The organism is Profundicola chukchiensis (assembly GCF_029664245.1).
Classification (GTDB): domain Bacteria; phylum Bacteroidota; class Bacteroidia; order Flavobacteriales; family Weeksellaceae; genus Profundicola; species Profundicola chukchiensis.
The window spans coordinates 13,610-26,758 of the sequence record NZ_JANAIE010000008.1 but is presented as its reverse complement, the minus strand read 5'-3'; the positions used below and the strand labels follow the sequence as shown (position 1 = coordinate 26,758).

Sequence of the window (13,149 nt, the reverse complement as noted above, 5' to 3'; positions counted from 1 at the left end):
TTCTTGGTATTCTCCATTTTTAATTGACTGAACTTCAATCTTAAAATTTGGAACGAATATTATTTTAATTTATTGAAAAGCTTTTCAATCTTTTGTTCTAATGCTTCTGAGGCTTTTACCAATGGTAATCGTGTCTCACTAGAACAAACTCCTTGTACTTGCATTAATGCTTTAATACCTGCTGGGTTTCCTTCATCATAGATAGCTTCTGTTAGGTTTAAGATATCATAGTATAAAGCATAAGCCTCATCTACTTTTTTATCTAAAGCCAAACGAATCATCTCACTATATTGTGGTATAGCTTGTCCGATTACTGAAATCACTCCTTTTCCGCCTGCCAAAGTCATTGGCAAACCAAAAGCATCATCACCTGAAAGCACCATAAATCCTTCTAATTTTTCATTTAAAATTAAAGATGATTGCATGTAATTTGGTGAAGCCTCCTTAATAGCAACAATGTTTTTAAATTCTTTGGCCAATCTAATCGTAGTTGATGCCTCAACATTAGAAGCTGTTCTACCTGGAACATTATATAAGATAATATCCTTGTCCGTAGATTCAGCAATCGCTTTAAAATGTTGGTAAATCCCTTCTTGAGTTGGTTTGTTATAAGATGGTGAAGCAGATAAAATCGCTGTATAATCAGATAAATCTGTGTTTTGAATTTCTTCAATTACTCGAGCTGTATTATTTCCACCAATTCCAATTACCATTGGCAATCTACCTTTGTTGGTAGCTTTAATAGTTTGGATTGCTGCTTCCTTTTCTTTTTTAGAAAGTGTAGCAGATTCGGCAGTTGTTCCCATTAAAACCAGAAACTCTACTCCAGCATCAATAGCGTGATTCACCAAGTTAGCCAAACCTGAATGGTCCACCTGATTATGTTGATCAAAAGGTGTAATTAAAGCTACACCTGTTCCGATTAAATCTTTATTCATGAATGATTGATATTTATATTTAAATAATATAACAAAATTAATTCAAGTCTATTTTGACAAGATTAAATTTATTAAGCCTAAACAACTTATGACTGCTCTTTAGACGAACGAAATCACTAAAAGTTGCCTTCTATTTATTGTTCTTAGCTAATTTTAGTAAATCCTGTATACGCATGTAAAACTTCAGGAATCTCAATTCCATCTTCTACTTGATAATGTTCTAGTATAGAAGCAAGGACACGAGGCAATGCCAAAGAACTTCCATTTAAGGTATGACAAAATTCTGTTCCTTTTTCTCCTTTATATCTTAATTTCAAACGATTAGCTTGGAAAGTCTCAAAATTAGAAACAGAACTCACCTCTAACCATCTGTGCTGAGCTGGTGACCAAACCTCGAAATCAAAAGTTGAAGCAGATGCAAAACCTGTATCTCCTCCACATAAGTGCAAGATTCTATAAGTTAAACCTAAATCTTCTAAAATAGTCGCTACCTGATTTTTCATGGCTTCTAAAGCTGCATATGAATTCTCTGGCTTCTCTATTCTAACGATTTCAACTTTATCGAATTGGTGTAATCTATTCAACCCGCGCACGTCCTTACCATAAGAACCCGCTTCTCTTCTAAAACATGGAGAGAAAGCTGTCATCATAACTGGAAGATCTTTTTCTTCCATCAAAACATCGCGATAGATGTTGGTTACTGGCACCTCAGAGGTTGGTATCATATAGAATCCATCTAAAGGAATTTCATACATCTGAGCTTCCTTGTCTGGCAACTGACCTGTACCACGAGCAGAAGCTTCATTCACCATCAATGGAGGTAAAATTTCTTTATATCCTGCGGCTGTATTTTTATCTAAGAAGTAGTTAATCAAAGCGCGCTGTAATCTCGCTCCTTTTCCTTTATAAACTGGAAAACCAGCACCGGTGATTTTAGTTCCTAATTCAAAATCGATTATGTCGTATTTAGAAGCTAATTCCCAGTGTGGCAAACCTTCTTTTTCTTCCACCTCGCCATGCGTAGAAACCAAAACATTATCTTCCTCTCCTTTTCCAGCTACAACAGATTCGTGTAATGCGTTAGGAATTTGGAATAAGTATGCTTCTAATTCGTCCTTATAATTATTTAAATCCTCTTGAAGTTTTTTTGATTTTTCTTTTAGAGAAGATGTTTGCTCTTTTAACTCATTAGCCTCAGCTGCCTTTCCGGTTTTGAATAACTCTCCAATTTGCTTGGACAATTGATTTGATTCAGCTAAAATGTTGTCTAATTCAAATTGAGTTTTTTTACGATTATCGTCTGCTTCAAGAATTTTATCTAAGACAGATAAGTCCTCGATATTTCTCTTTTTTAGCCCCTCAATAATTCGTTCTTTGTTTTCTCTAATGTCTGTAACCAATAACATATAAATGGATTTTGATAGTTTGCAAAACTAAGGCTTTTGCTTGTATTTATTAAATTCTATGAAAGATATAAAATCTAGGTAGATCAACCTAAATTTTTATGTTGTAAAAGTTAAAAAAACCACACACCAAATAGTGAATATTAAATTCCTTTTTCTTTGATAATTTTTAAGACAGTTTGCAGCGTCTCCTCTTGATTCATGTGATCATTATTCACCTCTACCGCATCTTCGGCTTTTACTAATGGCGAAGCGGATCGTTGTGTATCAATTGTATCACGACTGTTGATGTTTTCTTCTACCTCATCAAAAGTAATTTCAACACCGTTGGATTTTAATTCATCATATCTTCGTTGTGCACGAACTTTTGCACTGGCTGTCAGAAATATTTTAACGGGTGCATCTGGGAATACTACGCTCCCAATATCCCTTCCGTCCATCACAATTCCCACCTCATTAGCCATTTGACGTTGAAGTTTCACTAAGTGTTCACGGATTTCGGGAATTTTTGCCACGGTGCTCACCAAATTCGCCACTTCCATCGAGCGTATTTCTCCTTCTATGTTTTGACCATTTAGATGAATCTCTCGATTTCCCGAATTTGGATTTAATTCAAATTTTAAATTAATATCGTCTAGTGAATCCACTAATTTATCGACTAAAAGTTCACCTTCGGAAGACAACAATTTTTTATCTAATGCATACCAAGCAACCGCTCTATACATAGCGCCTGTATCCACATGAATAAAACCCAGAGCTGAAGCTACTTTTTTAGAAAGCGAGCTTTTCCCGGTTGATGAATGTCCGTCTATGGCGATTACTTTAGGTGTCATAAATTTAGTTTCTACAAATATAAATGATTAGGCTTTAAATCAAGATTAATCCTCGAATTGAATTCGAATTGTTTTGCTGTTCGCAGTATTCCACTTGGTTTCAATTTGCAATACTTTCGATTTTTTATTCCAATGAATAGGATAGTTTTTATCTTCTATTTTTAATGATTTAGGTTTTTGGGTTAAGTTATAAATCTTCCAAGTGATACTTTTTTCTTCTTTTTTATAATCCCCATCCCAATCTCTTTCTAATTTCAATACGATTTCCTCGCCTTGATTTTCCACAGCAAAAACCAAGGTTTCATACGCCTTCTTTTCATATGCATCAGCCAATAAGCCATTGTCATTATATACATGTGCCGACGACCATTGAACCTCATCATCAAAATAGTAATTTACTATAAACTCATTTCCTTTGTATTCTTTGGTCGATTGCATTTTAGGCGCCATTGGAATAATCGCTCCTGAACGAACAAATGTTGGAATATGATTCTCTTTCAATTTAATATCATATTCTTTTCCGCCTTCGTATTTTTTCTTAGAATAAAAATCAACCCAATTCGCGGTTTTTGGTAAATATATCCTTTTAGTTTTTTCAGCTGGTTTTAAAACCGGTGCAATCACAAAATCGTCACCCCAAAAGTAAGCGTCGCTATAAGTCATTAAATCAGTATTGTCTGATTCTTCAAAAAACAAGGGGCGCATTAAGGGTTTTCCAGTTTTATAATTTTCAAAAACTAAATTGTAGTTATAGGGTAACATTTGATAACGTAAATTAATAGCTTCACGCGACAAATTCTTAGCCCTTTCACTTCTAAATACAGGTTCACTAGCTACTTCTTCTTGTGCATGTGGACGATAAATCGGTTGAAACACACCATACTGCAACCATCTTACATACAATTCATCATCTAAATTGGCGCCAGCAAATCCTCCTAAATCACTGTGCATATAACCAATTCCTTGCATTCCCATTTGTAGAGCAATTTCTGGTTGAGATTGTAATCCTCCCCAAGTTCTATTCACATCTCCCGTCCATGGAACAATGCCGTTTCGTTGCGAACCTGAATAGGCTGCACGCATCAAAATAAATGGTCGATCTTGCGGTTTAACATCTGCATAAGCCGATTGAACCAATCTCGCCCAATCATGACCATAAATATTATGAACCTCATCTGCTGTACCCGTAGCGTGAATTAATCCAGAAGGATGGACTTCAGGCTCTCCTAAGTCACCCCACATACCGGTTACTCCCAAATTAATTAAATCTTTATAAACATTAGAAAACCAATTATAACCTTCTTTTGAATAGATATCTATTAAACCCGTATTTCCAAAGAAGAAATCATAAGTATAAGGATTTCCTAAAGAGTCTTTTGCTAAAATATTTTCTTTTACGGCTTCGTTCCAACGATCTGATGTGGTTAAAACAAATGGTTCAGTAATTAAGATAGTTTCGACATTATTTTTTCTTAAATCTTGAATCATTTTCTTAGGCTTAGGGAATGAATCCACATCAAACTTTAAGTTCCCCATGGTTCCTTTTACCTCCTTTCCAAACCAGTATAAATCTAAAATAACCGCGTCCACTGGAATTTCTTCATCCCTGAATTTCTGAATCGTTTTCGTAACTTCCTCCTGAGAATGATATCCAAATCGACTTGAGAAGTTACCCAAAGCCCAACGTGGCAACATCGGCTGACGGCCAGTTAATTCTGTATAATTTGCAATCAATCCATCCCAATCATTACCTACAATTACTTGATAAGTCTTTCTACCCGATATAGTTTGATATTCCAAAGTGTTATTTCCCTTACTATCTAAGTCCAAAAATCCGATAGGTGCATTATCGAAATGAATCATATAGCGATCAGATGAAACTACAATCGGCATGGTATAATTCATCAATTCTGAATGGGTTTCATAGCCATAATGCGCTCGATTGTACAACTCTAGTTTATGACCACGACGATTCATTCCAAGCGCTCTTGCTCCTCCACCATATAGAATTTCGTGAGGTTTAAGATTAAATTGAATATTCTCAAGAGAATCTTTTCTATACCCCTCCTTTTCTGAAATGATTAATTTATCATTATTGTAATAAGATATTTGAAAAGGTGATTTTTGAATTTTAACCTTTAAGTCATTAGTTGAAATTTTAATATTCTTATCATCCTCATAATCTTCTATAGCTATCTCCTTTAAACCGATTACAACAGCATGAGATTCTCTGTTAAAGTTTTCTCCTTTTGGGATAAAACTCGTTTGCACCATTTGATCCGTCAAAAATTCAATTTCGTACGTACCATCATTTACCTCAACTAGATAATAATGATTCTTTTGCTTGAAATCTTTAAAAATCCGATTGGGATTTTGACCTAAAATGGAAGTTGTAGTTAATAAAGCTAGGATATAAATAAATGCTTTCATATAAGGACAATTCTATCATTATATAGTCAAAATTGACTAAATGCAGAGATTAATTCGTAAATTTACTCAATATTAATAAATCTATGATTACACTCGTTCAAAGTTATTTTAGAGACTACCCAGCCGAGTCTAGGCTATGGGTTTTTATGGCCGAAAGAAAGTTAGATGAAGCGGAAACCAAAGTCGTTAAAACTCATATGGACCAATTCATGCCACAATGGAATGCGCATGGAAATGCGTTAAAGGGTGGTTATGAATGGATTTTTGACCAGTTTTTAGTAATAGCGGTGGACGAATCTCCAGCAGCAGCTTCAGGTTGTTCTATCGATTCACTAACTCGATACATTAAGTTAATAGAGGAAAAAATCGGCGCTTCTTTCACTAACAGAATGTTGGTAACTTATTTAGAAGATGACCAAATGAAAACCGAAAAGTTATTTGACTTTAAGAAGAAAGTTAAAAACGGTGAATTAACAAAAAACACCGTTGTATTCAACAACAGTGTTTCGAATTTATCTGATTTTTGGGATAATTGGCAACAGCCTCTAGACCAAAGTTGGGCAGCGAACTTGTTACCAGACACCCAATAAGATTTAAGAAATACCTTTTGTTTCTAAATTATCAGCAATCGTTTCGATTAATTTCGTCAACGGTTTCTTTGCCATCATAGCAATCATTGGGTTAAATTTTCCATTGAAGTCAATAAAAACTTCAGATGCATTATCTCCGGTTGACGCTACATTAACTTTCATTTCATAGTTGAAGTTATCTGAAGGCGAGGTAAATAAAATAAAATCAGGCTCTTGAATTTCCTTTAATTTGAGACCTACTTTTGGCAAACCCTTTAACTGAACTGAAAAGCCTTCACCGCTTTCGTGTACGCTAAATTCAGATTCTTCTGGCATTAATTTCTCATAATTTGACATTTCTTTTAAATGATCAAATGCTTGTTGTTGAGATTGATCTAGGCTTACTTTTCTACTTTGAAAATTCATATGCTAATTTAATAATTTGGATTCGATTATGTTAAAAACTTAAAAATACTGTAAGTTTGAATAAACAATTCCAAATGTACAAAGTTTTTGTGAATAATAAACCTTTAACCATAGGCGCGAAAACGACTGATGCTGAGCGGAATCTACCTTTTATAAATTCAAGTGTCTTTCATCAAGCTATCGACTTACTTAACCACAATTGTGATAGCGTAAACATTTATTCTCTCGATATCGAAAGTACGTGGGAAAAATTTAAAAATGAATTTACACAGATTCAAGCTGCAGGAGGTGTCGTTTTTAACCAAGACAAAGATCTCCTGTGGATTTATAGATTAGGTAATTGGGATTTACCCAAAGGTAAAATGGAAGCGGGCGAGTCTATAGAAGAAACAGCCAAGCGCGAAGTTGAGGAGGAATGCGGAATCTCTAACTTAAAGATTACCAAAAGATTATCAGACACCTATCATATGTATTTTCACAAAGAATACATTCTAAAAGTAACTTACTGGTTTGAAATGGAGTATGATGGCAATGAAACTTTAAAACCGCAAACAGAAGAAGGCATTTCTGACATCAAATGGATTCCAGAAAAAGATTGGGAGAAACCACTCAAAAATACATATGCTAATATTTTATCTCTTTTAGAGCCATATATTTAATCTAGATACTTCAAATTTATCAAGTAAATTAAAATTTTAGGTAATGGTTTAATTATTCATTATATTTGTTTTAAACACTTAAAATAAACTATTATGAAAAAAACTTTACTAACTGCCCTTGTGGTTTTCGGATTAGGTTCTGGACTTGCACAAAGTGACATTATTGCTGTCAGTGGAGAAAACGTAAAAGCAATAGCATTCAAGGATTTTAGATTTATTGATTTAAAAGGAGAAAATGACAAGGTGATTGATTGTCAATAAAAATTCTGAAATGCCAGATCAAGTTGTCGGAATGTCTTATGATACCAAGAATCAAAATTTGATTATGATTGGTATGTTTTCACCAGATATTTATACCTATAATTTACAAACAGGAGAAAGCAAAAGAGTTTATGCGACAGGAAAAGCAAATTCTAAATGCCAAATAGCAGAACAATTTTCTAGAATGGCTACGCTTCCTAATGGTAAGTCATATGCTTTGAATAATGGTTCAACACAACTTTTAGAAATTACACCTATCTCTAGCGGTTATTCTGTGAAAGATTTGGGTGCATTAAATTCTGATTTAAAACTAGATCAATATAAATTCTATGGAGGTGATTTAATTGCTGATAATGCAGGAAATCTTTATTTAATTTCTGCTTACTCTCAAGTGGTTAAGATTAATCCAAAGGATATGAAAGCTGAATTAATCGGTAGCATTGAAGGTCTTGAAAAAGGATTTACTACTAATGGTTCTGCAGTAATGTCGAATGGAGAAGTTTTATTATCTAATGCTCAAGGAAAAGGTTTCTATACTTTAGATTTCAATAGCCTAAAAGCAAAAAGAGTAGATACTAAATCTAGTACACCATTATATGATATGGCGAGTCCTTATTTCTTACAAGATGCTTCCACTTCTGTAGCTTCGAATGCATTCTTTAGTATATATCCTACTAAAGTAACCGATAGACAAATTAGCATTGCACTTAATTCTAAGTTGAGCGGAATGGGACAAGTATCGGTTTATGATATAGCTGGAAACAATTTAATTCAGTCTAAAATGAATTTAGGAGATGCTCAAAACATCAAGTCTTTAAACTTAAACAATCTAAGTCCAGGAAATTACTACATCAAAGTAGTAGATGACAATGGAAAAGAATTGATTAATGAGAAGTTTATCCTAATTAGATAATTAATTAAACTCATAATTTATACAAAGCGACTGAAAATTCAGTCGCTTTTTCCATTAAATTTCTTTTATGAAAAATTATACTTTAATCATTTTACTTATTATATTCTCAAGCAATGCATATTCACAAATTAAAGCTATTAGTGAAAATGGTGATGAAGTTATCCTATTCGAGAACGGCACTTGGGAAAAAACTAATACTACTAAGTCGATTAAGACAATAAATACCACTGTTGAGGCAAAAGCTGAAATCGATAAATTCACTAAATCAAAAAAAATAATAACAGAACAGTGGATATATTTCGGAAAGGATAATTCAAATTATAGGTTAAGTGGTAATTTATACCGCATTGATAATTTAACATTTTTCAATTTTTCCTATACCGGAGACATCGGATGCTTTTCAGAATTTTCCTCTAAATTGGAGGTACTATTATCTAATGGAGAAGTCATAGCTTTTTCCCAAGTTGGAAATACCGAATGTGGTAAAAATTCTCGAGTTTCATTTTTACCCATTTCTAAAGAACAGCAAAATGATAAAAATTTTCAATACATACATGATGAAAACCTTAAACTACTAAAACAGCATAATTGGGAAACGATAAGATTAACAGGCTCTGAATTCTATACAGATATTATTCCAAACAAAAGAAGAAACTTAGAAAAACCCGAACAGTTTTTCAGAGAACATATTACTGCAGCAGATTCCAAATAAATAATTTTCTAAAAGAAAACCTCATAAAAATTAAATTTTATGAGGTTTCATTATTATCAATTGAATCTAAGTTTTATTTTCTAGAATTATTTTCTAAAATCTTCTTAAACTCAAAAAATTTATCATCCATATTCAGACCTTTATACATTTCGTAAAGCTCTCTTGCAATTCGAATATCTTTAGATTTCAACTCATATGCTTTTTCTAAATAAGGTAAAGCTTCAAGATATAAATCTTTTAATTTTGATTCATTTTCAAAATAAAGCTTTTTCTCCGCTGATGAGCTACCTTGATTATTATTCATCACTTCTACATAATTCTTAGCAGGAGTCATAATGGCATAAGATAAATTCATATAAGCATCACCAAACTCTGGATTCAATTCAATTGCTTTCTTATAATTTTTAACAACCTCTTCCAAGTGCGTATCATTATCCAATATAACCGCTAAATTATAGTAATCATTCGATGTCGCAGTGCCATTATTTACCTTTTTTTGAAGATTAGATACAAGTTCACTTTTCTTACCTGAATTGGTATAAACAACTGACATTAAATCACTCATAGATTTATTATCCGGGTATTTTTCCAACCCTTTTTTAAGGACTGCGTAAGCCTTATCCCAATTTTCTGAAGAATACCAAGCATACGTAGTATAACTAAAAAGATCTTCCTCTACATCAATTGTCTCTACCTCCGGATCAGTAAATAAACCTAATTTAACTTGGGCATCCATTTCTTGCTTAGAAGAAAATTCGACTTTTCTACCCGTATCCTTATCTTTAGCATAGAAATTCTGCTGAACACCTGTAAATCCACTATCTATTAATTCTTGCAAGATTATTGCTGCGTTTTTCTTTTGATCAGTTTGCAATACTGCAATTCCGGCATAGTATTTAAACAATTCATTCTTGCTTCCTACAGCATTAGAAAGATAGTAAGCTTTCAAAAATTCCTTACCAGCTATTTCATAATCCTGAGCTGAGAAAGCTTTATTAGCAGCATCTGCAGATTTATTAGCTTCATCTGCTAATTCAACTCTAATCTCATTCATGTAATTCCCATTAAAAGGAAACTCTCTCACTCCACCATAATTTCCAGCAGAAGTTACAGACTCTGCCTCTTTTTGGTTTAAGAAATATTCCCAATTTTTGGTTTCCTTATTTTTAGCTCTAAAGATAGGCATAGACTCTAGCTTACCAAGTTTTGCGTAAAACTCAGCCGCCGCAATCATATCTCCAGATGCCTTAGCAGAATTTGCTGCGTTTAAATAAAACTCAGCTAAATCTTTAGGCTCAATAGTGTAATTTGACTTAAGTAATTCTTCAGCTTTGTGAGCTTGTTGAACTGCTTCTGAATAATTTTTAGCCTTATAAGCAGATTTGGTTGCTTCCATCTCCACTTGTTGTGCTTGTAAACTTATCGCTAATACTGCAGTCGATAAACTTAAAATTATTTTCTTCATATTATTCTTCTTCGTTATTGATAATTTGATCGTTGTTTAACTCTTCGTTGTCCTCCATGATTTCGTCTTTTAAATCTTCGTCCTCATCGATTTCAACTTTTGCAACTGCTGCGATTTCATCACCTTTCTTAAGGTTAATTAATCTCACACCTTGGGTTGCACGACCCATTACGCGTAATTCTGAAACAGAAGTTCTAATAGCAACACCAGATTTGTTAATAATCATCAAATCGTTTTCGTCCACTACATTCTTAATGGCTATTACATAACCGGTTTTTTCTGTAATGTTTAAGGTCTTAACACCTTTACCTCCACGATTGGTTTGACGATACTCTTCTACATCGGTACGCTTACCATAACCCTTCTCAGAAACTACTAAAATGGTATCATTTTCGATATCAGAAACAACAACCATTCCAATAACTTCATCATCTTCTGAAATATTGATTCCTCTAACCCCAGCAGCCGTTCTACCCATTGGTCTCACAAGCTCTTCATCAAATCGAATTGCTTTACCATGTTTAGATGCAATCATGATTTGACTATCTCCGTTGGTTAGTTTTGCTTCTAGCAATTCATCTCCCTCTCTAATAGAAATAGCTCTAATTCCATTCACACGTGGACGAGAATAAGCTTCTAAAAGAGTCTTCTTAATTTGACCGTTTTTAGTCACCATTACGATGTAATTATCCTTAACATATTCCTCATCCATTAAGTCATGAGTTCTAATGTAAGCTCTAATCTTATCGCCTGGCTCTAAACTAATCAAGTTCTGAATTGCACGGCCTTTTGAAGTTTTAGATCCTTCTGGAATCTCAAATACTCTCAACCAATAACACTGGCCTCTTTCGGTAAAGAACAACATATACTGGTGATTAGAAGCAGCTACCATATATTCCATAAAGTCGCCATCTCTAGAAGTTGCACCTCTATTTCCTACTCCACCTCTTGTTTGAGCTCTATACTCTGATAAAGAAGTTCGTTTAATATATCCTAAGTGAGAAATTGTAACCACCATTTTATCATCAGGAATGATATCTTCGATGCTCATTTCACCACCTGCGTAGTTAATTTCAGAACGTCTTTCGTCGCCGTATTTCTCTTTAATCTCAGCTAATTCTTCTTTAATAATTTCAAATCTTAAAGTCACATCAGCTAAAACGCTTTCTAAGTATTGGATTTCTTTCATGATCTCCTCATACTCTTCGCGGATTTTGTCAAGCTCCATTCCTGTAAGCTTTGCTAATCTCATGTCTAGAATAGCTTGAGACTGAACCTCTGTAAGCTCGAATTCATCCATTAAGCCTTGCTTAGCTTCGGCAGGGTTAGATGAATTACGAATGATATGAATAGCTCTATCCAAAGAATCTTCAGTAGCGATTACTTTCATGTAACCCTCTAAGATATGCGCTTTGTCTTTTGCTTTCTTAAGTTCGAATTCAGTTCTTCTTAATACAACTTCGTGTCTGTGATCAACGAAGTGCTTGATTAAATCTTTTAAGTTTAACTGCTCTGGTCTACCATTCACCAAGGCAATGTTATTTATACTGAAAGATGTTTGTAATTGAGTATACTTAAACAATAAATTAAGCACAATATTCGGGATTGCATCGTTTTTAAGAACATAAACGATTCGCATACCGTTTCTATCCGATTCGTCTCTAATTTCAGAAATTCCTTCGATTTTACCATCCTTCACCAATTCAGCAGTAGCCGCAATCATATTGGCCTTGTTTACTAAATATGGGATCTCAGTAACCACGATACATTCTCTACCCTGCACTTCCTCCATGACAGTTTTGGCACGCATCATCACACGACCTCTACCGGTTTCGAAGGCTTCTTTCACTCCAGAATATCCGTAGATAACTCCACCAGTTGGGAAATCCGGAGCTTTAATATGCTCCATTAAACCTTCTATGCTAATATCATGATCATCAATATAGGCATGAATTCCGTCGATAACTTCAGAAAGGTTGTGTGGCGCCATGTTGGTTGCCATACCTACCGCAATACCCGAAGCTCCATTTACCAATAGGTTAGGAACACGTGTAGGAAGAACGGTTGGCTCTTCTAAGGTATCATCAAAGTTAAGTCTAAAATCAACTGTATCCTTGTCAATATCCTTCAACATATCCTCAGATATCTTCTGCATACGAGCCTCTGTATAACGCATCGCTGCTGGCGAGTCACCATCAACGGAACCAAAGTTACCCTGTCCATCTACCATCATGTAGCGCATAGACCAGTGCTGAGCCATACGAACCATGGTATCATAAACGGAAGAATCACCATGTGGGTGATATTTACCTAAAACCTCTCCCACAATACGTGCAGACTTCTTGTGCGCTTTATTAGAATAGACCCCAAGATCGTCCATTCCATATAAAACTCGACGGTGAACTGGCTTCAAACCATCTCTAACATCTGGAAGTGCTCTTGAAACAATTACCGACATGGAATAGTCGATATAAGCGGACTTCATTTCATCCTCAATATTGATAGGAATTAACTTTTCTCCTTCTGTCATATATCTTTTT

Annotated in this window: 12 protein-coding genes; 5 read left to right on the top strand and 7 right to left on the bottom strand. The window is 34.3% G+C overall.

What is annotated here, in order from left to right; genetic code table 11:
- Window positions 1–59 precede the first annotated feature (59 nt).
- The 4 genes from dapA to NLM59_RS10270 all read right to left on the bottom strand — a co-directional run bounded on the left by dapA (window position 60) and on the right by NLM59_RS10270 (window position 5,604).
- Window positions 60–938, bottom strand: coding sequence for a 4-hydroxy-tetrahydrodipicolinate synthase (gene dapA / locus NLM59_RS10285; protein WP_304417697.1), 879 nt, complete (start codon window positions 936–938; stop codon window positions 60–62).
- A gap of 143 nt (window positions 939–1,081) precedes the next feature.
- Window positions 1,082–2,344 (bottom strand): serine--tRNA ligase, encoded by a 1,263-nt coding sequence (gene serS / locus NLM59_RS10280; RefSeq protein ID WP_304417696.1) that lies wholly within the window; start codon window positions 2,342–2,344, stop codon window positions 1,082–1,084.
- Window positions 2,345–2,484: 140 nt separating this feature from the next.
- Window positions 2,485–3,174 (bottom strand): (d)CMP kinase, encoded by a 690-nt coding sequence (gene cmk / locus NLM59_RS10275; protein ID WP_304417695.1) that lies wholly within the window; start codon window positions 3,172–3,174, stop codon window positions 2,485–2,487.
- Between the two features lie 45 nt (window positions 3,175–3,219).
- Window positions 3,220–5,604 carry a glycoside hydrolase family 31 protein gene (locus tag NLM59_RS10270; RefSeq protein ID WP_304417694.1) on the bottom strand — a complete coding sequence of 795 codons (2,385 nt, stop codon included), beginning with the start codon at window positions 5,602–5,604 and terminating at the stop codon, window positions 3,220–3,222.
- Window positions 5,605–5,687: 83 nt separating this feature from the next.
- Between NLM59_RS10270 and NLM59_RS10265 the strand changes: the two genes are divergently transcribed.
- A complete protein-coding gene (locus tag NLM59_RS10265; protein WP_304417693.1) occupies window positions 5,688–6,194 on the top strand; it encodes a hypothetical protein in 507 nt (168 codons plus the stop codon).
- Between the two features lie 3 nt (window positions 6,195–6,197).
- Here NLM59_RS10265 and NLM59_RS10260 read toward each other — a convergent pair whose 3' ends face one another.
- Window positions 6,198–6,599 carry a hypothetical protein gene (locus NLM59_RS10260; RefSeq protein WP_304417692.1) on the bottom strand — a complete coding sequence of 134 codons (402 nt, stop codon included), beginning with the start codon at window positions 6,597–6,599 and terminating at the stop codon, window positions 6,198–6,200.
- A gap of 74 nt (window positions 6,600–6,673) precedes the next feature.
- Between NLM59_RS10260 and NLM59_RS10255 the strand changes: the two genes are divergently transcribed.
- From NLM59_RS10255 to NLM59_RS10240, 4 genes are all read left to right on the top strand, one after another.
- Window positions 6,674–7,258 (top strand): NUDIX hydrolase, encoded by a 585-nt coding sequence (locus NLM59_RS10255; protein ID WP_304417691.1) that lies wholly within the window; start codon window positions 6,674–6,676, stop codon window positions 7,256–7,258.
- Window positions 7,259–7,351: 93 nt separating this feature from the next.
- Window positions 7,352–7,519: a hypothetical protein gene (locus NLM59_RS10250; RefSeq protein WP_304417690.1), complete on the top strand. Its 168-nt coding sequence runs from the start codon at window positions 7,352–7,354 to the stop codon at window positions 7,517–7,519.
- A gap of 10 nt (window positions 7,520–7,529) precedes the next feature.
- On the top strand, window positions 7,530–8,432 hold the full coding sequence (locus NLM59_RS10245) for a T9SS type A sorting domain-containing protein (RefSeq protein WP_304417689.1): 903 nt from the start codon (window positions 7,530–7,532) through the stop codon (window positions 8,430–8,432).
- A gap of 67 nt (window positions 8,433–8,499) precedes the next feature.
- Window positions 8,500–9,144 (top strand): hypothetical protein, encoded by a 645-nt coding sequence (locus NLM59_RS10240; RefSeq protein ID WP_304417688.1) that lies wholly within the window; start codon window positions 8,500–8,502, stop codon window positions 9,142–9,144.
- A gap of 73 nt (window positions 9,145–9,217) precedes the next feature.
- Here NLM59_RS10240 and NLM59_RS10235 read toward each other — a convergent pair whose 3' ends face one another.
- Window positions 9,218–10,609, bottom strand: a complete 1,392-nt coding sequence (locus NLM59_RS10235) for a tetratricopeptide repeat protein (protein ID WP_304417687.1) — start codon at window positions 10,607–10,609, stop codon at window positions 9,218–9,220.
- 1 nt (window position 10,610) lies between these two features.
- A complete protein-coding gene (gene gyrA, locus NLM59_RS10230; RefSeq protein WP_304417686.1) occupies window positions 10,611–13,139 on the bottom strand; it encodes a DNA gyrase subunit A in 2,529 nt (842 codons plus the stop codon).
- Between the last annotated feature and the right edge of the window lie 10 nt (window positions 13,140–13,149).